A 20,641-nucleotide genomic window follows, 5' to 3' on the forward strand; every position below is an offset into this window, starting at 1 on the left:
GGCTTGTCACTCAGAGCGTATTTTCTGTCTTATACTGTGCAACCCAATGAGATAAAGGCATAGGTTTGCCAAACAGATATCCTTGAAAACGCTGGCATCCAAGCGATTTAAGTAGTGCCAACTGCTCGTTGGTTTCTACTCCCTCCGCGATCGTTCTCATGTTTAATTTGTTGGCCAGTTCCAGTGTGGCTTGGACGAGTTTTAAATGTCTCTGGGAGTCGGTAATTCTATCGATAAATTCGCGATCAATTTTCAGCGTCGAGGCTGAGATATCGATCAGCTGTGACAGGGAAGCATGGCCTGTTCCAAAATCGTCAATGATGACGCATACCCCCAGTTCCGAGAGACAGGTGAGGCGCTTACGGGTCTCGTCATGGCGTGCCATGGCGGATGTTTCAGTTATTTCCAACTCCAGTCGCTGTCTTAATAAGTGGCTTTCTGAATAATAACGAAGCAATTTCTCATAAAAAGCGTCATCAAGAATTTCAGGTCCCGCCAAGTTAATAGCTACGGGCACGGAAGGCAACACAGCAGGCCAGTTTCGCAATATATCGATGGTTTTATTCAGAACCTGGGTAGAAAACTGCACATGCCAGTCATGTTGATCGATTTGCGGTAGGAATTGTTGTGGCGTCAGCACACTTTGATGACCTTGCTGGCGAATGCGAGCCAATGCCTCATACCCCGTCAGTTCGTTTTGGTCATTGAATTGAGGTTGGAGCCACAGTTCCAATGCGCGCTCGTCCAGATATTGTTTAACCTTGTCACGTAGCAGACTGTTCCTGTGAATAGTACGGCTATAAATTTGCTCATATTCCACCACGTGATGCTTACTGTCAGCGCGGCTCAAGGCGATAGCACATTCTTCAATTAGTAGGTTGGCTGCCACCCCCTCTCGCTGTCGGCTAATTCCTACCCGCCAATCCAGCAGTAAGTCCAGGCAGCCTTCTGACATAGGTAAACTGATAAAACTCGGTAAGTATTGGGAAAGCCATTCCTGGGGTGTTTGACTCTGAAATGAGCTAACGGGTGCTGCCAGCATCAGTTTTGCGCCCGGAAAACGATAAAGGTGAACTTGCTCGGGCAGCTTACGGCGCAACTGTCGACATAATTCCACCAATAATTGATCACCTGTATTCAGACCGTGTTGAACATTTACTTCACGTAAATTGGCCAGTTTAAGAAGCAGTAAAACTTTGGGGTGTTTTAAACGTGAAAAAGCGCGCTCGTACCAGAAGTTGTGGTTACGCAGGCCGGTCAGGCTGTCCAGAAAATAGAGGCGCTTGAAACTGTCCTGTTGCGAAATATTGTGGCAATGAATCAGCTGTTTCTTGTGATGCACCAAACTGGCTGGATGCAGTTCATAGTGGTCGTGAGGAGGAGCTTTAAGCTTACCGCGTATTTTTTTGCCAGGACTTAATGCTTCTTCAAAGTGAAATATTTGCGACAAACTTTGGCATGTTCCGCCCACTTGTCGGATTAGCTCACGGGCAGTCTGATTGCTTTGCAGAATGTTGCCTTGTTGGTCGCAGAAGAAAGAGGCAGTACCACCGTTGTCAAAGATCTCCTGATAACGATTTACTACTGCGCCTAACTTGCGGCTTTGTAAGGTCAACGCCTTGGATTGTCTGTCTAAGGTTGTAAGCAGACGCATCACAGCTAAAGGAAGACAAAAGTTGAAAAAGAGAAATACCAGACTACTGAGATAAGTGTGTGTCTGCGGCAAGCTAGCTTGCAGATTGAATAATTGTGGCAGTGGCGTATTACGAATAAGCAGGGCGTAGGGAATAATATTTAGCAGCATTGCCACAATGGCAGCCTTATTGCCGAAAAACAATCGTACAAACAGGGGTAAAGTGAACAGAAACAGCAGACCGAATTTAGCTGACTCAAAATCAGGCACAAATAATAAGATGCTGACGCCAGCCAATACCACAGTAAACAACAGTCCAGCTGCGGCCAGATTTGTAGCAGATTTACCCAGGCTAAGAATCAAAACCAGCAGAACCACAAAGGTTGAGGTAATAGCCAGCACAAAGTGCCTATCCAATTGGTAGGCTGAATACGATGAATGCAAAAGAATCACGAACGTCAGCAGTGTGCCGCTAAGTAAAATGACCCTAAGTGCGCTTAGTTTCCATATTCGGTTGTCGGCATCGGTAAAGTGCTCATTTTCCAACAACAGATAATGTTTTATATGTTGATACAAGGCGTTCAACTTATTATTTCAACCTGTCAATACAACCAAACAGATAGAGCGCTAAACCATTGCATAACCAGCATGGCTGTGCAACCTTTTCGTATAAACGGTTTTCTCCTCGCTCACTCTTATTGCAATTTGGGTCGTCGCAGGTTTGACCAAATGCTGGATACGACCGAGTCATTTAAATTTGAAATTAAGGGGAAAGTTACAGTGCCTATCTGCTAGGTGAGGGCAGAAACTCGGACAGAGATATTGTCCCGTCGTTTTGCGGCAAATTTTGCGGTCGCTGGTTGTTAAACAAAGGATATGCGAAGGGGGGCGCTACACTCTCGATTCGCTCATTCCCGCCTGGAAATTAATGACTCTGGCCAGTACAAATAACCAGTCAGATAAACGGTTCAGATAGCGTAAACAAACGCCGGGCACCTCACGTTGATGGCTTAGTTCCACCATTCTTCGCTCGGCACGCCGGGCAATAGTTCGGCATACATGGGCTTGCGCTGCACTATGACAGCCGCCAGGCAAAATAAAACTGGTTTGCGCTGGGATGTCGCTTTGCCACTGATCGATTTGCTGTTCCAATCGTTCAACGTCGGTGTCGGTCAGCTTACTGCTGGCTGACAGGGCAAAGCCGATTTGAAACAGCTCTTGCTGCACTTGCTGAACGGCGGTTAGCTGGTCCAGTTCTTTCAGACCGGACGCCAGTAATCCCAGATGGGCATTGAGCTCATCCAGGGTGCCATAGCACTCCAATACAATATCCTGCTTACCTAGGCGTTCGGGTTTATCTACGTATATCTGTGTAGTGCCTTTATCGCCGCCTTTAGTGTAAATCTTCATTGTGCAGCCTCATCCTTGGGGGGCGCTGGTGGATGGTAACGTCGTACTTCCACCACCATACCGAACATAGGGTGGTCAAAATAATGTAGTTGTTTACTGATTATGCGGCGCAGTTGGTCAAAAGGCATGCCATAGAGTTGAAACTGAGCGGGCATCGCGTCAGCTGGCGCCATCTGGCCCTGTTCAGGCAAGGCGATGTGCATGGGGGCCGTGCCCATCAGGCCTGGCTGTCCTTCTTTACGGTACACCATATCGGCATCTACGTGCAGGTAAGGAACACGGTTGATGTACTGCAGGTACACTTTGAACAACCCATCCAGCTCCCAGAGTTCGTCTGTGCGTTCACCGGCTTCGCTATGCCTGCTGGGCTGGGTGTCGAGCAGTAAAGGTTCGGCCAGTGCTTTGTCTACCTGGGCCATCAAATCCAGTGCTGCATCCGAGGTATCATCTGCAGTCAGGTCACTGGACAGGGTTTCATCCTGAACGGGATAGCCGTTTATATCGTAGCTTTTGGCAAAGTTGCGCCCGGCAAACAGACGAACAGCTTTGGCTTTGCTACGACCAAATTGCACATTCTGGCGCCAGGCTAGATGCATTAAAGGCTCAATGCCGCGCTGGCGGTATAGGTCTCGAGCTAGCTGACTAAGTTGCAATTGGTCTGTGGGCAACAGGTAGGGTGTCTGGCTGTAAGGCTGCTCAGTGCCATTTGGCCAAACCGGGGCTTGCTCGACAAAATTTTCCGGGCGGGGATGGGATACCAGCAAGTCTTCCAACCAAGCCTGTTCGAACTCATATTGACAGCCACCGCGTTGTAATGAATACAAATCGACAAAATCTTCTGCGTGCCAGGCCGCGGAATTGGTCGTCGGCACGGCACCGACAATTTGTGCCTGGTCGGCTAACGTCTGTGGTTCGCCCGCAAAAATATCGCTGTTATTCGCAGAGCTGGCGAGCGTCTCTAATTGGGACTGCAGGGTATCAAGCAACTGAGGATCGCCAACATCAAATGTCTTATCCTGCACAGGAGCGGCAGGCTTACAGGTCGGCAGGGCAGCCCGTAATCCAGACGTATCTGGGCGCAGCAGCGGACTTAACAGGTCTATGGCACGCTTATCACGTGGCGTGACAACCGGCTGGGGAAACTGTTCATCCAGGCTTTCAACCGCTTGACCTTGCTTATACAGCAGTACTTCAACCTCAAACCACCAATCCTGATTTTGGGCCTGGCCTGACGTGGTCGAAAGCGCCAACATCAGTCCTATCAGTGGTGCACGTCTTATTTGCATAGTCAAGCTGCCTGCAGTCGTTGTTTGAATTCATCCAGCATCGAAGCGATGAGTGTAACACGCTCCTGATGGGCTTCGGTTTTAATCGCAAATTTAAGTTTTTGCGGGCCGTCCAGCCGGTAAATTTTCGGCTGCGATTGAATAAGCTTGATAATAAAACCAGGATCGATGCGGGTATCCTGAGCAAACTCGACAAAACCGCCCACTGCACTGGCTTCGATTTTGTTAATACCGATGCTGCGTGCCGCCAGCTTCATTTGGGTCAGCTTAATAAGATTACGCGCTGCATCGGGTAACAAGCCAAAGCGGTCAATCAGCTCCACCTGCACATCATCCAGATCCTCGTCAGACTTGCAGTTGGCAATCTTCTTATACAGCGACAAGCGGGTGTTCACGTCGTTGATATAGTCTTCGGGCAGCAGGGCCGGAATGCGCAGTTCAATCTCGGTATGTTGCGACAAGGCCTCATCCAGGGAAGGTTCTTTGCCGTTTTTCAGCGCTTCCACCGCTTGCTCTAACATATCCATATACAGTGAGAAGCCGACACTGGCGATTTGTCCGGACTGATCATCCCCTAAAAGCTCACCGGCACCGCGGATTTCCAGGTCATGGGTAGCCAGGGCAAAGCCTGCGCCCAAATCTTCCAGAGAGGCAATGGCTTCCAGACGTTTTTGTGCGTCTTTGGTCATGCGTTTAGGGTGTGGCGTGAGCAAATAGGCGTAGGCCTGATGGTGTGAGCGACCGACCCGGCCACGTAACTGGTGCAACTGGGCCAAACCCAGATGGTCAGCTCTGTCCATAATAATGGTATTGGCCGACGGCACATCGATACCAGTTTCGATAATAGTGGTACACACCAGCACATTAAAACGCTGATGGTAGAAGTCCGACATCACCCGCTCTAGCTCCCGTTCTCGCATCTGGCCATGACCTATGGCCACTCGCGCCTCTGGCACTATCTCGGCAATCTCGGCGGCGGTTTGTTCGATGCTGTCCACTTCGTTGTGCAGGAAATACACCTGACCACCGCGCAGGATCTCACGCATAATGGCTTCGCGGATAAGCTGTTTGTCGCGCTGGCGGACAAAGGTTTTGATGGCCAGCCGCTTGGCCGGTGCGGTGGCGATAATGGACAGATCTCGCATGCCCGACAGCGCCATATTCAGGGTGCGGGGAATCGGCGTGGCGGTCAGAGTGAGAATATCTACATCGGCGCGCAGGGCCTTGAACTTTTCTTTCTGACGCACACCAAAGCGGTGTTCTTCATCGATGACCACTAGGCCTAAGTCGGCAAATTTTACATCATCCTGCAAAAGCTTATGGGTACCGACTACGATATCCACTTTGCCGTCGGCCAGCTCTTCGAGGGTTTGCTTTTGTGCCTTGGCACTGGAAAAGCGCGACATCACTTCGATACGAAACGGCCAGTTGGCGAAACGGTCACGGAAATTCTCAAAATGCTGCTGGGCAAGCAGGGTGGTGGGCACCAATATGGCCACTTGTTTACCGGCATTAGCGGCCAAAAAGGCGGCACGCATGGCCACTTCGGTTTTACCAAAACCCACATCACCACAAACCAGACGATCCATTGCGGTAGGGCTGCCCATGTCCTGAATCACGGCATTAATGGCTTGCTCCTGATCAGCGGTTTCCTCAAAAGGGAAACTGTCAGCGAAGCTCTGGTACTCATTCCAGTCGATGGGGATGGCAAAACCCGGTTTTGCGGCGCGCCGGGCATAGACATCCAAGAGTTGGGCGGCCACATCGCGGACTTTCTCGGCGGCCTTTTTACGCGCTTTGGCCCAGGCATCGGTGCCCAGATGGTGCAGCGGTGCATGGTCCAAATCACCACCGCTGTAACGGCTAATCAAGTGCAGGGATGACACCGGCACATAAAGCTTGGCGCCGTTGGCATACTCAATGGTCAGGTATTCGGTGGTGACGCCGCCGGCATCCAGGGTTTGTAAACCCAGATAACGGCCCACGCCATGCTCCAGGTGCACCACCGGCTGGCCGATAGACAACTCGGCCAGATTGCGGATCACTGCCGCTTCGTCGGTGGCCTGACGTTTATCACGCAGACGCCGCTGGCTGATCTTATGCCCCAGCAACTCGGTTTCGGTGATCATCACCAGTTTGGCATCGGCCTCGGCGAGGGCAAAGCTGTGCTCGGCAATGTTGAGCATAATGCCCAGGGGCTCATGGCTGGCCAGGAAGCTGCTGAGGTTGTCGAACACCTTAGGCTTGCAGGCAATCTTCTTTAGCAGCTCCAGCAGGCTTTCACGCCTGCCCTGTGATTCCACACAAAACAGCACTTTATAGGCACTTTGCTGCCAGTTGGTTAACTGCTGGCTTAGGTTTAAAAGCGGCGTTTTGCTTTGTGGATTAACCGCGATATCGCTTACGGCCTGTGTGGCAAAGTTAACCCGACCGGCTTTGTCTTCCAGTGCCTGATGTTGGATGCTGATCCGCGGCCAGTCTTTAAAGCGGGCGAACAGCTCTTCCACTTTCAGATAAATCTCGGCTGGCGAGAGCAGGGGACGCAGTGGATCGTAACGATGTTGCTCAAAGCGCTCATGCAAATCCGCCCAGTAAAACTCGGCGGCATTGACCAAATCCCCTTGCATAAACAGCAGGCTGTCTGGGTGCAGGTAGTCAAACAAGGTGGCGGTTTGCTCGAAAAACAGCGGCAGATAGTATTCAATCCCGGCTGGCATAATGCCTTTGCCGACCTGATAGTAGACAGACTCTTTGGCGTTACTGGCGTCAAAACGGTCCACAAACTGGCGCCGGAACAGCTCAATGGCCGGTTTATCGGTGGGAAATTCACGCGCCGGTAACAGCCTTATCTCCGGTACCTTATCGCCTGAGCGCTGGCTGTCGGTGTCAAACAAACGGATGCTGTCGACTTCATCGTCAAACAAGTCAATCCGGTAGGGCTCGCGGCTGCCCATAGGATACAAATCAATAATGCTGCCGCGAATGCTGTATTCGCCATGGCTAAGCACCTGATTGACGGCGCTGTAGCCGGCGCGCTCCAGCCCCTGACGGAAACTGTCTAAATCAAGACGTTGCCCTTGCTTGAGAATCAGCAGATACCTAGCCAGATAGTCCCTCGGAGCCATACGTTGCAGCAAGGTGTTTACCGGCACTACATACACACAAGGCTCTGGCTGGGTGAGGTGATAAAGGGTCTCAAGCCGCAGCGAGATAATGTCCTGGTGGGGCGAGAAGGTGTCGTAGGGCAGGGTTTCCCAATCAGGAAAGACCTTCACTGCGACCTTCTTTTCACCTTGCAGAAAACCTTCCACTTCGCGGGACAGTTTCAGCGCGCTGGGGGTGTCGGCCGTGACCAACAAAATCGAACGCTGGCTGGTTTTGGCTGCATTGGCAATGGTCAGGGCCAGGCTGCTACCATGCAGATTGCCCCACTGAAGATGATCGCCCGGCTTTTTCGGCAGGGACGGTGCAAAAATACTGTTGGTCATGCTTACGTAGACGGCTTCTGTAAAGTCAGTCGATGGTCCACCTGGGGTGAACGTCCTATTCGCTGTCGCTGCGCTGTTTGGCCCGCTTGCGCAGCTGCATAGTTTGCAGATGCAGGCTGGCACGCACCAGTAATTCCTGGTCTTCTTCGCGCAGTCGGTTGAAAAACAGGGAGATATGGTACTGATCAGCAACCTGCTCGCAAGCAATTACTTCACCGTAGCAAAATACCGCCGCCGCTTCTTCTTCTAAAAACAGCCTGAGCTCGCATTGCTGGCCTTCGCTGATGGGGTGGTCAGAACACAGAACTACGCCGCCACCGCCAAAGGCATGGCTGATATATTGCTCATCCTGCGACATTTGCTCGTGCAGAATGTACGACATCATCAAATCAATTTTACGCGACTGGTGGTTCAGGAAGGTCACCAAATCTGCTGCATGCTCGCTAAGATTGCGCAGCGGACGCAAGGCAGCGACTTCCAGCGCCGACATTTCACTGGCGATCCGAAACGCATAAGGCATGTGCTCGGTCAGTTGCTCGACAGCCGGTAACACAAAATCCGCAGCTAACTTGCGCACATTCACCTTAATAGGGTGTTTGATGCGGAAAAACTCGTCGAACTGCTGGCGTTTTTGCTCGAGGCTAGGTAACTCCATCCATACTCCTTTGCGGCTCATCCGGTCTTGCCGGTTCGGCCCTTGATTGTCCCTTAGCTTACACCTATTATCGGCCAACGATAAACAGGGCCTGCGTCGAAAGGACTGGTCGGGGTGTTTATCAGTCAAAATATGACCAATGCCTTCTAAGTATTGGCCTGAGGAAAATAACAAACCAGATGTTTTATCCCATTTCCGCTTATATTGGCCTGCGTTACGCCAGGGCCAGTAAAGGTAACCCCTTTATTGCTTTTATTAATGCCTTCTCGGTTGCCGGCATTGCCTTAGGTTTGACCGCCTTAATCACTGTATCGTCCGTGATGAACGGTTTTGAAGGCGAATTAAAAAAACGTATCTTGGGCATTAACCCACATATTCTGGTGGATACCACTGACGCCGTGACAGTGCAGCAAATCACTGCGCTTAATCATGTCCATGCAACCACGCCCATGCTGGAGTCCCAGGGGCTGTTACAATCGCCCCGCGCCTTACATGGCGTGATGATTCAGGGCATTGACCCGGATACCATGCCTAGCGATGCCATCATCAGTAACCATATGATGCTGGGTGAGTTAACCGAACTTAAATCGGGAGACTATGGTTTGGTGCTGGGCCGGCCGCTGGCGGCCATGTTGGGATTGGGCATTGGTGATAAGGTCCGGCTGCTCAGTGCCGATGCCAGCGTTTATACCCCGCTGGGTAGAATGCCCAGTCAGCGGCAGTTTCGTATTACCGGTATTTTTGATGTGGGCTCTGAGCTGGACGATAAGGTGGTACTTATTCATCTGAATGACGCGCTTAAGCTATTGCGCGGTAAGTATGATGAGCTGGCTAAAACCCGACTGTTTCTGGATGACGCCTTTGCCTGGCAGTCGGTAACGTCCGAGCTTGAGACTATGGGACTGACGTCCAGCAACTGGCGGCAGCGTCAGGGACCGCTGTTTGACGCGGTAAGTACCGAAAAAAATATGATGGCGCTGATGCTGGCGCTGATTGTCGCTGTGGCAGCCTTTAATATTGTGTCCGCCATGGTAATGGTGGTGACTGAAAAGCGAGGTGATATCGCTATTTTGCGCACTCAAGGCATGCTTGGCCGTGATTTGATTAATGTCTTTTTAATTAACGGCTTGTATAACGGCGTTAAAGGCACTCTGCTGGGCTTAGTCGGTGGTTTGCTGCTTGCCAGCCAGCTTAATAATGTACTGGATTTATTCGGTATTCACCTGCTAGCAACGCCCGATGGCTCAGGCTTGCCGGTTGATATTCAATGGCATCAGGTTGGTGTGATGCTGTTGATGTCTTTATCACTTAGTTTGGTGGCGACATTATACCCAGCCATTCGCGCAGCCCGCGTGCAGCCAGCCCAGGCTCTGCGTGATGAGTAATTGCTGTCAGTTAGAAATCGAAGGAAAAGTATGAATCCGTTATTAAGTTGCCAACACCTGACCAAGGAATATGACGAGGGTCCACAGCCAGTTAGAGTCTTGGAGGATATCAGCTTTGAGGTCGGTGTGGCAGAGCAGTTAGCCATTGTCGGTAGTTCGGGTTCAGGAAAAAGTACCTTGTTGCATTTGCTTGGCGCTCTGGACAGCCCAAGCTCGGGTACTGTGCTGTTTGAAGGGCAGGATATTTTTGCCTTTAACACGGCCCGTCAGGCGGCTTTTCGTAATCAAAGTTTGGGCTTTGTATATCAGTTCCATCATTTGCTACCTGAATTTTCCGCGCTGGAAAACGTGGCCATGCCGCTGCTGATTGGCGGACAAGGGCATCAACAAGCCAAGGCGCAGGCGCTTGAGATTTTGCAGCGGGTGGGATTGGCAGCCAGGGCGGAGCATAAACCGGCCCAGCTTTCAGGTGGTGAGCGTCAACGGGTGGCGATTGCCAGGGCGTTGGTAAACCAGCCTAAGCTGGTGCTGGCCGATGAGCCTACGGGTAACCTCGACAACAAAACCGCCGAATCTATCTATATGTTGCTGCGTGAGCTGACCCGGGATTTGGGCACCAGCTTTGTGGTGGTGACCCATGATTTACATCTGGCTGAACGGTTAGACCGCACCTTGAGCCTACACAACGGTAAGTTGGAGCAACGGCCATGAACGGCAATTGGCGCCTTAGCAGTCAATTAGCCTGGCGATTCAGACGCAGTCGCGGTCAAAGCGGTTTTACTTCCTTTATCTCGGCGTCCTCTACTGTGGGGATTGCGCTGGGATGTTGCGTGATGATTCTACTGCTGTCGGTGATGAACGGCTTTGAGCGGGAATTGAAAGACCGCTTGTTGGCGGTGTTGCCCCATGGTGAATTGCTGGCGGTAGCGCCGGAGGGTATCAGTGACTGGCGCAGGCAGCTTGAGCAGCTCCAGGAAGACTCCCGAGTGGCCTATGTGGCGCCAGTAACCAAAATGGCTGCCATGCTACAAAGTGCAGGCAAGATGAATGCGGTGCAGGTCACGGGTATAGATCCTGGCTTTACCCGCCCCTCAAGAATTAGTCTGATGACAGATCCCCAGCAGTGGCAGCAGTTTGAACTGCAGCCCAATGGGATTTTGCTTGGCCGCGGCATAATGAAGAAGCTTGGGGTGGAAGTAGGGCAGAAGGTGCAACTGCTAATGCCTCAGCAAAGTGACTCGCAGAGCTTTAAGCCACCAAAATCTGTATGGTTTGATGTGGTTGGCGCAGCGGGTATCGGCGGCGAACTGATCGATAACCACCTGGCTCTAGTGCACTTGAGCAAAGCGTCCGAGATTTTGGGGGTCACCTCTGGTGCGCAAGGATTGGAGTTTGGTTTTGCAGACCCGTTTCGCGCGCCGTTTTTAATGCGCGAGCTGGGTATGGCTTTTGAGCAGTATGTGTATATTTCTGACTGGACTCGCACACACGGCCATTTGTATCAGGACATCAAGCTGGTGCGGGCCGTAGTCTATCTGGTGCTGACCCTGCTGATTGCGGTGGCCTGTTTCAATATTGTGTCGACCCTGGTGATGGCGGTCAATGAAAAGCGCCGGGAAATTGCCATGCTTAAAACCATGGGGGCAAAAGACAACCTGATTATCCGAGCCTTTATGTTGCAAGGTTTGTTTAATGGTTTGATTGGTACGGCATTCGGTGTTTCGGCTGGCTTGCTCTTGGCCTGGCAACTGTCATTTCTGGCTAAAGCACTGGAACGGCTCGCCGGTATTACCTTGCTGTCTGGTGATATCTATTTTATCGACTTTTTACCTTCGCAAATTCATTTGACGGATGTAGTGGTGACAACATGCATTGCCCTGGGGCTTAGCACAGTGGCGACCTTGTACCCGGCCATTAAAGCGGCGCGTATCGAACCGGCTAAAGTACTTGGGCACTAACCCCCAAGCTTCGACCGGCAAGGCAATTGCCGGTTCTCCCATTTACTGTATCTAAATGGCAACAGTGCTAAGAGCGTCGAGCATCATTTGTGCTTTATTCTGCCATTTTGTTGGCGCTTTGTTACCTAACCATCATTAGTTTTAACCCGCTTAGTTTCCTTTTCTGACGCGGTTTTTCCACATTTTCAAATAGATAGCCCAATATTTTTAACGAGTTGGTTCGATTCTTGCTCTATTTTTTCTTTCTACATATTGCACTGGGTGGGTGAACAAGGTGGGTCAACTCGCTGTCGGGGCCGAGAATATGCTTAAATGGAGTCATAAGGCGGCCAATATCTGGATCATGTTGGTGGCTGCTGGATGTTTTGTTATTGAAGGGGTACTAATTAACCTATTGTTTCCATGGGTTATTTCCCCATTAATTGTGGCCTTTTTGTGGCTTAAATATTTACGTGCACATGGATTTCCAGGTGCCACAGCGGCGGCTAACGGATTTTTATTTGGCGCCAGTCTCTGTTTGTTATATGTACATATTGATTGGTTATTGTCCGGATCTGTAAACCCTTCAATATCAGGTACACTAGCTCAAGTGTTTGTATTGGCACCGCTACAAGCCTTTGTTGTCGGTGGTTTGGTGTCTTTGCTGAGCTATTTTGCAAGTCGAATTAGGCGCTGGTAAGGGTGTTTTTACTGTAAAAATCAGTGACACTCTTTCAGCGCTTTCAATACCTTGGAATGGAATTCCCGTTGGTACATGACCATCATAGTGATCACTGACGCCAGCATGAACAGCCTTGGGTCGATAAACCAGGATAAGGTGGACAACGAAAAATAGGTTGCCCGCAGGCCGTAGTTAAATGAGTGTGCGGCTTGATCAATAACCTTAGCCGTGCGGTTAGCGTAAAGATTCAGCTCTTCTTCCGTCATTTTGTTGCCGTTTGGCGCTGCACCTATCAATACGCCACCAAAGCCGTATTGACGTAATGACCAGGTAAACTGGAAAAACGCAAAGACAAAGATCCCAATCAGCAACAGCAGCTTGATTTGGATCTGCTGATTAGACTGCTCCGACAGACTTAATTGGTGGATCATAGCGTTAATTTCTTCCACTGATGCGGTGGCAGTGAGCAAACCCGCCAGGATCAGCAAGCAACTGGATGCAAAGAAAGTGATGTTGCGCTCCAGAGTCGAGATAATCGACACATCCGCGACGCGGTTTTCTCTTACCAGCATTTCGCTCATCCAGCGCGTGCGTTTGGCACGCAACTCACTGGCTAAGCAGGACGTATGCTTGGCTTTGCGCTTGGCAAATAAGGTGTAGCCAATCCAAATGGCCAAAAACCAAAGTAGGGCGAGAGTATCAATTAAGGTCATAGAATGGATTTACTGATTACAATATTGAGGAATCTGCTAAACTGCGCGGCCCGATCCTAGGGGCGTTTTCCCCCAAATACTACCGGCAAAAGATTACCCCGAATTCATGACAAAAGATACGCATATTGCCTTAGCCCCCATGGAAGGTGTGGTGGACCACCTGATGCGCGACATGCTAACCCGTCTGGGCGGCTTTGATCTGTGCGTAACCGAGTTTGTCAGGGTGGTAGATCAACTGCTGCCGGCGCGGGTATTTCATCGTTTGTGTCCTGAATTACTGGATGGGGGCAAAACACCCGCAGGTGTGCCGGTCCGGGTGCAATTGCTGGGACAAGATCCTATTTGTCTGGCCGACAATGCAGCGCGCGCAGTGGAGCTAGGCTCCCCCGGCATTGACCTGAATTTTGGCTGCCCGGCCAAAACCGTGAATAAAAGCAAGGGTGGGGCGGTATTGCTCAAAGAAACCCAAAGCTTGTATGAGATTGTGCATGCAGTCAGACAGGCTGTGCCCTGCGCTTTTCCGGTCACCGCCAAGATGCGTCTGGGATTTGAAGATAAGAGTCTTGCCATCGACAACGCATTGGCGCTGGAAGCCGCCGGTGCCAGTCTGATCACCATTCACGCCCGGACTAAGGTCGAAGGTTATAACCCGCCAGCGTATTGGGACTGGATTGCCAGAATCAAGCAACAGGTAAAAGTGCCGCTGGTGGCGAATGGTGAAATCTGGTCTGCGGCAGATGCGGCACTTTGTCAGGCGCAGTCCGACTGTCACGCCATTATGCTGGGGCGAGGGGCATTATCTTTGCCTAATTTGGCGGCCGTGATTAAACAGCATCAGGCCCCAATGAGTTGGGACGAAGTACGCAAGCTGCTGACCCGCTACTCCGGCTATGAGATATACGGTGACAAGGGTAAATACTATCCAAATCGCATTAAACAGTGGCTGGGGTACCTTAAGCGCCAGTACGTGGAAGCTGATGCTCTGTTTGCCCGTATCCGCGCCATGCAGTCCTCTGAGCAGATTGTTGAGGCGTTACAACAGCCTTAAACTGGATTAACCAAAACTCTATCTGACACTTTTCATTTTAGAGCTTAACCAAACCTAACAGTCTGCTTTGTGCCAATAGCGGTCATTGACTGCAATAACGGTCTTGTCACCGCCCAATTCTCTGAAGCTGTTTCAACAACTACGACCCCTTGATCCTAGCTCAGCTGAAAATTTGTCCGACAGCAGCGCCTTGTTATGCATCTTCTAGACTTACACCGAACTTCTTGACTCGTCTTTTATTAATTTCGCTCTCGCCTGCAATTCTTCTTAATGCTTCTGTAGCCCTATTCGCGATTTCCTTTAGTTGATCGCTAGCATTAGCAAACTGGCCGAACTTCAAACAGGTTGTGACAAAGGATGACAGATGGCGACCACTTTCAGTTTTGAATAAATTGTAATAATCATCGACTGATGTGCTCGCTAGCACCACTTCATCACCTTGGTTCCAGCCATTTCTACCAGCTATACGCTCTAGCACTTGTTTCGCTGTCTCAGTAGAAACAGACCGGCTATATCTCTCATTGAATTTTTCAATAATCTCCTTATCTCTAATATCTCCAAAGAAGTCATTCTCCTTCATATTAAAAAGCTCGGTTTCGTTTTTTCTACTTTCAATGTAGATATCAATGATTTCTGATGCCTTTTCTTCTTCTCCTAATTCTCTAAATAGCGAAACCGTCCCATTTAGATTTGTAGGCGTTATATATTTGCAGTTCTCCTTAAAGCTCTTATATAGACCATTTATTACTTCTTCGCAGTTATCATTAAAAGTGTCATGGTAGAGACGCCAGGCATTCGAGAATGAACCCTCAGATTTTGATGCTATAATTTGTTGGTTTTTATCAGCAGCTTTTTGTTTGAACTCATCTACAACGAAATAACCGGTTTTTACCGCCTCAGATAACAGCAGGTCTAACTCGTCAGTTAGCTGATAATTATATGCATGTAGAGTAGTTTGCCATTTTTTATGCTGATCACTGACTTCTTCATCCCCAATACCTAGCAAGGAATAACCTTTTCTAGTAATAAATTCTAAAGAAGGTATGTCCTCATTAGAGTTTGAGCAAAAATAACTCCACGCAAATAGAACCAGCGAATGTAAAACTTGATCCAATATTTCTGGTTCAAACCCCTCAGTCAGCGGAAGAGCTATAGTTGCTAATCTCTCAATCTTTTTAAGAATACGAATATTTCTAATTCCGAGACTTGTAGTTAGCTCCCTCAACCTTGAATAATTGGGTGTTTTCTCAGAATAAGCAATTTCCGCACATTCATCTGGATCGGGTGCAAACGCAAGCTCAGTATCAATCACTTTTTCACGATACTTTTCGTAGTCACCTAAGCCATCTTCACCATCGTTAAGAAGCAATACTACCTTGCACTTCTTTTGCTCCTTTAGCAGTGAGACCAGGCCCAGAACATCTTTTATCTCGAGGCCTTTTCCTTTTCTTTCCAAGTCATCAATGCATATAAGCGTTTTATTCAAAGACAAGAAAGAAATAGTCTCTATGGCAGGACTAAATGACTTAATTATTGGCGTACCTTTAAACAGGTTAACAGATTGCCTTCCGAATGATTCTATTAGACTGGCTGTATTGCTTTTGAAGGTTTCAATACTTGCGTCGGTGTCGATAATCTCTTTCTTTATTACATTTTCAAAAATTGTGTATTTAAAGGCTTCCAATGAGTTAATGCCGAAAAGGGAAACGTAAGAATAGCGTTCGAGGTTCAATTTGTTTTCAGCACGAGCTTCGTTAAGGAACTTCTTCCAGCTAAAAGTTTTTCCTACGCCCCATTCACCTTTGATCGCCATAACTTCAGGCTCATCTGAAGATAAAAACTGAAAAATTTGGTCTTTGATTACTTCGACGGACATCGTTGTTCCTTCAAAAAGGCATAACGAGGCTGTAGAAAAAAAACAGCCTCCTTTTCAGATGACGCTCCTACTTAAAATCCAGGAGAGTTTTTGATATCAATAACTCCAGATTTTAAGAACAGGCACCATTTTTAGCTCATTTATTGATCATTCTTGGGTTCAGAGAAATCTTCTGAACTCTTTCTACAGCCTCAACGCCTAAAGAAGGGGCGGCTGCGAAGCAGACGTCCCGCTTGTTTTATTTGTTATCCCTTTCTCTATGCTCTCAATTTGTATATTTTTTGGTGTGAGCATGATATTGCTTTTGATCAGGGCCCCAATCAAAGAAGATGCCTGTTTTAGCTTCAGACAACTGTAACGCATGGGCTTCAGATACCGTTAGTGTTAGCTCGGTAAGATTTATTGTAGTTTTACTATCAACTTGCTTCGCATACATAGTTAATGAATACTGGCCCGGTAGAAAATTAAAACTAGCTCCATCAGTAGGTAATAAAAAGTGATGATCAAACGTTACACCTTCCTGAGGAACGAATAGCCCCGATCCTCTTTGTAGGCCTCCTTCAGTACCATAAACCCAAATACTAAAATTTTGATTAGACTCATTTCGCCTCAAAGAAACATGCATACTTTCTATAACCTGACCTTTTTTTGATGTGCTGTATAACAAGGTCCGTAGGTAAACTTTATTTACCGCAACATTTATTAGAGGGTCTTTCAGTCCATCGGGACCAAAAAACACTGTAGTTGGCTGAGTAGCCTTTAGTTCCCCATTTCTAAAAAATGTTAGCCAAGCTGTTATCGCAGATACGAATAGAGCAAGGCACGAGAAAACCAAGCTAATGACGTACAGTTCTTGGGGCAATTTCGATTCTCCCTTGTATGGCTAACGCTTTCTTTACGACACGTGTCCGGTTAAGGCTGATAGGTAGCGGGTGTCCGTCTAACAGATATACGGCAGGGAAAAGGACAGGTGCCGTCTAACATGCCTTTGATTGAAACCACAAACCCGTTTCAATTTATTGATTTATCAACTCTATTTCAGCATTACTCAGTTTGCCAGAAAAATCAGCGACAGGGCGTTTAGCGCCTAACATTATGTGCATATTGGAGTAACCGTGGTGAGATGCTCTTCACCGTTCTTAGTAGGTGAGAGCGAAGCATCTTCAGCAATGTCCTCTATTCGCTCATCTGAGCCGCCATACTTAACTCTCCGAACAACAGGAGATTAATCATGGCTGTTCAACAAGTAGTACCCTGGAACAAAGATCGCATCATCGGACAGAAAAAGCCACTTCAGATATCTCATATTTGGGGTATCCGTATCAGGCTTGAACTGGAAGGTAAGACACGGGATTTAGCCCTCTTTAATCTTGGTCTTGATAGCAAGCTCAGAGGCTGCGATTTGGTCAAACTTAAGGTGTCAGATGTTGCTTGCGGGCGCTCAATATTAACCCGTACTCACGTTGTACAACAGAAAACAGGCTGTCCAGTGCAGTTCGAAATCACCCAAGGAACTAGAGAGTCCCTTTCAGCCTGGATAAAGAAAGCAAACTTGTTAGGCTCGGATTACTTGTTTAAGTCAAGGATTACTGACTCGGAACACATCTCAACCCGGCAATACAATCGTATTTTCCATGGTTGGATACAGAAGCTGGGGCTTGATGTATCTCTATACAGCACCCACTCAATGAGGAGAACTAAACCTTATCTAATCTACAAGAAGACTAAGAATCTTAGAGTCATCCAGCTCTTGCTGGGCCACAAGAAGCTGGAAAGCACAGTGCGGTATCTTGGAATTGAAGTAGACGATGCATTAGAGATTTCAGAATCCATTGAAGTCTAAGAGCAAGAGGGCTGCATGAGCACCCCTCCTGTGCCAAATGCCTCCATTCGAGTTTTGAGGTCTAGCGGCTGCGTACGTATTTCAGACCTTCTGACTTCTCAGAATTAAGCCACGTATCTACGTATATCATGCGCGGTATATCTTGATTATTCGTTAATCATTCGGAATTGAAGGCTCTGCTTTACCATCCAGTGAAGCTTGAACAAGTGCCCCCAAGAATTTCGTGAAAGGCTCTATGTTTTGGTTTGTGCTCGCCTCTTCAAGTGCAGCCATGTAATCATTGCGCTGCTCCAGTGGCACAATCGTCCAAGGGTAGCCGCCACTGGCAAGCATGGCATTCATCAAAAAACGCCCTGTGCGGCCGTTGCCATCCATATAGGGGTGAATATAGACAAATATAAAATGCCCTAGCACAACACGCACAGCGGCATTTTCTTCGGCTTTCAGTAACTCAAAAAACGCTGGCATAGCATCGCGCACAGCCTCTCGGCTTGGCGGCGTGTGCATGGAACGACGGATAAAAACGGGCGCATTCCGATAACCAGCAAGATCGGCAGGTTTATGAATACCAGCCGTCACTCCCGGCGCAAACATTTCGCGATACCATACGCGATGATCGTTATCGACGACTTCTCCTGCATTATGCCCATCGAGTATTCGATCTATGCTCTTGCGCACGGCTTGGTAAGCCTGCCAATAACCTCGGGCGGCCAAAGCATTTAGCCGCTCTTTATCATCGGCGTTTTGTTCTGGATTCCAGTCTCCAGTGCGAACGCGGGTGATCAACTCAGGCGTGACGCGATAGCCCTCAATAGAAAGCGAGTGATAGGCATCCGTTACATACACATCTTCAACATGCTGCATGTATGCGTTTTTATCGACTGTTTGCGTCGGGGATGCGGGAAAGTGCGCTATCACAGTTTCCCGCATATTCTGCCACATAAGCCTTATACGATTTACGTATGGGGATTGCTCGCGCTGTGAGAAGCTTAGGCTGGATTGTTGCTCAAACGGGTCTGTTTCGCGCAAATCATACCCAGCCGCGCGCATTGTGCCCATAATATCGTCAGCAATTTGAGTGCGACCAATATTTCTGAATGCACCTGCTAAACGGCCAGCAATAGAGCTATGCCCACCTTCTAGCAATTGATCCAAAACTTCAGATGCATCACTAATCATAGATAGTCCCGCGCGCATATCTGTGGGGTTTTGAGTAAAGTTCTGTTTGCTACAGGCAATCAAAGCAGCAGGAAGGCTATATATGCGCAGACCGTTTTTGCTAGTCACCTGAGCGGGTTCGGGGAGCGCAGCGCGAATATCTAATAGTGATGTGCCGTGAGGCAATTCTGTTACATTGTTTCGTGCTTTGGTAGCTCGAACTAACAACTGTTTGGGCACAGTCATATTTTCAGTATGAAGCGCGATAGATTGCTCAGGTGATAAGCACCAGTTGTCGCCCTTTAAGTAGTTAAGGTAGGCTGCACAAAATTGCCAAAAGGAGGCATACCAAGCCGTGCTCTCCCCGCGTGTTTCATCTGGGCGTGCTGGCACATACCAGCCCTTGATGACTTCCTCAAGGAAGCCATTTTGAACGAGGCGTTCTCGGTGAGTGCGCGAGAGATCAGCAGAGCGTATGGCAACTGAGCCATTTATCTGAAGGTCGTGAAGTGCTTCTAAGGCATCAGCCAGTTTATCAGAAGGTGTTGCCATGGTGGTTCTACTCGCTTATCGTGCGTATCCATTATTCGCTTATTGCGTTGTATCATTTTTCGCTTATTGTGTCGAACGGTAATTCGCTTATTGTGTATAAATAGTGCGAGCAATTGAGGTTATAGGAGTTTATGGCAATGGAAATTTGCCCATTTTTCAGTGTCCCCTTGCATGCCTTGCCACGGGCCTTCATTCAGCAGTTTCTTGTTTTAAATATCGACGGACACCGTTGTGTCGTTCTCTGGCACTGCCAGTACGCCCGCAATTTGAACTTCCGCTCCTTGTCTTAAGCAGACGGTCACCAATGAGCTAGTCAAAGCCTGTTTTTTGCTCAATCAAGCCATTCACAAAGTTGCACTAGCTTCCAATCCCTCGCACTTGTGGCAATCAAAAATTGGTTGGCCGTCGATGGACCAATTGCTAGTTGAATGAACCGATGATCCCCTTAAGCGGCCCGAGCCGCTTTGCCCCCCGCTAAAAAATTCCCGGTCGGTTCAGGGGGCTGTGAAAAGGCGGGCAATTTGCCTGGAGCAAATTGAGTGGAAGACGCGTCGGGAACGTCGTTTTCACGACCGCCTTTTAGCAGTGCCCTGGACTGACGTCGTTGGGAATCCAGCGGGCGCGCTTTCTTTGCGTCTCGTTTCTTTACCGCGCAGTAAAGACAATCTGGTATGGAACCAGATTGAACAGCTTTAGCTGGCCTGAAAGGCAACCGGCAGGATGCTTGTTGTAAATGGGACTGGCGCACCAAGGATGGTGGGTCATATCCAGCAGGGAAAGCCAAGTCAGAAACTCGCTCTTTGCTTACTGTCAGGTCGCGTCTAATATTCTTAGCAAAAGTGTCAGATCAAATATAACTCACAGCCTCAAACCGATGGTCTGTATCAGTCAACAGACTGTCGCAATGAGCTTGATCCAGTTTAGTTAATTTGTTGTAGTGATTTTTCCTAAAACCATAAGCGGTCAACCCGCGCG

Annotated in this window: 15 protein-coding genes; 6 read left to right on the forward strand and 9 right to left on the reverse strand. The window is 48.8% G+C overall.

Annotated features, from left to right (window positions below):
* Positions 1-10: 10 nt before the first annotated feature.
* The 5 genes from KJY73_RS06515 to KJY73_RS06535 form a co-directional block, all read right to left on the reverse strand.
* Positions 11-2,209, reverse strand: coding sequence for a GGDEF domain-containing phosphodiesterase (locus KJY73_RS06515; protein ID WP_232848410.1), 2,199 nt, complete (start codon positions 2,207-2,209; stop codon positions 11-13).
* A gap of 315 nt (positions 2,210-2,524) precedes the next feature.
* Positions 2,525-3,043 carry a cob(I)yrinic acid a,c-diamide adenosyltransferase gene (locus tag KJY73_RS06520; protein WP_206593760.1) on the reverse strand — a complete coding sequence of 173 codons (519 nt, stop codon included), beginning with the start codon at positions 3,041-3,043 and terminating at the stop codon, positions 2,525-2,527.
* Positions 3,040-4,329, reverse strand: a complete 1,290-nt coding sequence (locus tag KJY73_RS06525; protein ID WP_214341673.1) for a CsiV family protein — start codon at positions 4,327-4,329, stop codon at positions 3,040-3,042. Before KJY73_RS06525 ends, KJY73_RS06520 begins: the two co-directional genes overlap by 4 nt.
* Before the next feature lie 2 nt (positions 4,330-4,331).
* Positions 4,332-7,817 carry a transcription-repair coupling factor gene (gene mfd / locus KJY73_RS06530; RefSeq protein WP_214341677.1) on the reverse strand — a complete coding sequence of 1,162 codons (3,486 nt, stop codon included), beginning with the start codon at positions 7,815-7,817 and terminating at the stop codon, positions 4,332-4,334.
* 55 nt (positions 7,818-7,872) lie between these two features.
* The gene (locus KJY73_RS06535) at positions 7,873-8,472 is read right to left on the reverse strand and encodes a PilZ domain-containing protein (protein WP_214341679.1); all 600 of its coding nucleotides are present in this window, start codon (positions 8,470-8,472) and stop codon (positions 7,873-7,875) included.
* Positions 8,473-8,651: 179 nt separating this feature from the next.
* On the opposite strand from KJY73_RS06535, the gene KJY73_RS06540 reads away from it, so the two are divergent.
* The 4 genes from KJY73_RS06540 to KJY73_RS06555 all read left to right on the forward strand — a co-directional run bounded on the left by KJY73_RS06540 (position 8,652) and on the right by KJY73_RS06555 (position 12,494).
* Positions 8,652-9,857 carry a lipoprotein-releasing ABC transporter permease subunit gene (locus tag KJY73_RS06540; protein ID WP_214341682.1) on the forward strand — a complete coding sequence of 402 codons (1,206 nt, stop codon included), beginning with the start codon at positions 8,652-8,654 and terminating at the stop codon, positions 9,855-9,857.
* 30 nt (positions 9,858-9,887) lie between these two features.
* The gene (gene lolD / locus KJY73_RS06545; RefSeq protein WP_214341686.1) at positions 9,888-10,568 is read left to right on the forward strand and encodes a lipoprotein-releasing ABC transporter ATP-binding protein LolD; all 681 of its coding nucleotides are present in this window, start codon (positions 9,888-9,890) and stop codon (positions 10,566-10,568) included.
* Positions 10,565-11,815 carry a lipoprotein-releasing ABC transporter permease subunit gene (locus KJY73_RS06550; RefSeq protein ID WP_214341689.1) on the forward strand — a complete coding sequence of 417 codons (1,251 nt, stop codon included), beginning with the start codon at positions 10,565-10,567 and terminating at the stop codon, positions 11,813-11,815. The genes lolD and KJY73_RS06550 overlap by 4 nt, the downstream gene beginning before the upstream one ends.
* Before the next feature lie 343 nt (positions 11,816-12,158).
* A complete protein-coding gene (locus tag KJY73_RS06555; RefSeq protein WP_214341692.1) occupies positions 12,159-12,494 on the forward strand; it encodes a hypothetical protein in 336 nt (111 codons plus the stop codon).
* A gap of 20 nt (positions 12,495-12,514) precedes the next feature.
* On the opposite strand, the gene KJY73_RS06560 is transcribed toward KJY73_RS06555, so the two are convergent.
* A complete protein-coding gene (locus KJY73_RS06560; RefSeq protein ID WP_214341695.1) occupies positions 12,515-13,189 on the reverse strand; it encodes a DUF599 domain-containing protein in 675 nt (224 codons plus the stop codon).
* A 106-nt stretch (positions 13,190-13,295) separates the two neighbouring features.
* Here KJY73_RS06560 and KJY73_RS06565 point away from each other — a divergent pair, with 106 nt between their 5' ends.
* The gene (locus KJY73_RS06565; RefSeq protein ID WP_214341698.1) at positions 13,296-14,237 is read left to right on the forward strand and encodes a tRNA-dihydrouridine synthase; all 942 of its coding nucleotides are present in this window, start codon (positions 13,296-13,298) and stop codon (positions 14,235-14,237) included.
* A 193-nt stretch (positions 14,238-14,430) separates the two neighbouring features.
* On the opposite strand, the gene KJY73_RS06570 is transcribed toward KJY73_RS06565, so the two are convergent.
* The gene (locus KJY73_RS06570; protein WP_214341701.1) at positions 14,431-16,113 is read right to left on the reverse strand and encodes a KAP family NTPase; all 1,683 of its coding nucleotides are present in this window, start codon (positions 16,111-16,113) and stop codon (positions 14,431-14,433) included.
* A gap of 265 nt (positions 16,114-16,378) precedes the next feature.
* Positions 16,379-16,975 (reverse strand): hypothetical protein, encoded by a 597-nt coding sequence (locus tag KJY73_RS06575; RefSeq protein ID WP_214341704.1) that lies wholly within the window; start codon positions 16,973-16,975, stop codon positions 16,379-16,381.
* Between the two features lie 369 nt (positions 16,976-17,344).
* On the opposite strand from KJY73_RS06575, the gene KJY73_RS06580 reads away from it, so the two are divergent.
* The gene (locus KJY73_RS06580) at positions 17,345-17,956 is read left to right on the forward strand and encodes a tyrosine-type recombinase/integrase (RefSeq protein ID WP_214341706.1); all 612 of its coding nucleotides are present in this window, start codon (positions 17,345-17,347) and stop codon (positions 17,954-17,956) included.
* A 153-nt stretch (positions 17,957-18,109) separates the two neighbouring features.
* Here KJY73_RS06580 and KJY73_RS06585 read toward each other — a convergent pair whose 3' ends face one another.
* Entirely contained in the window at positions 18,110-19,666 is a 1,557-nt protein-coding gene (locus tag KJY73_RS06585) for a Fic family protein (RefSeq protein ID WP_214341718.1), read from the reverse strand.
* Positions 19,667-20,641: the final 975 nt, after the last annotated feature.

It is taken from the genome of Bowmanella yangjiangensis (assembly GCF_018531185.1).
Taxonomy (GTDB): domain Bacteria; phylum Pseudomonadota; class Gammaproteobacteria; order Enterobacterales; family Alteromonadaceae; genus Bowmanella; species Bowmanella yangjiangensis.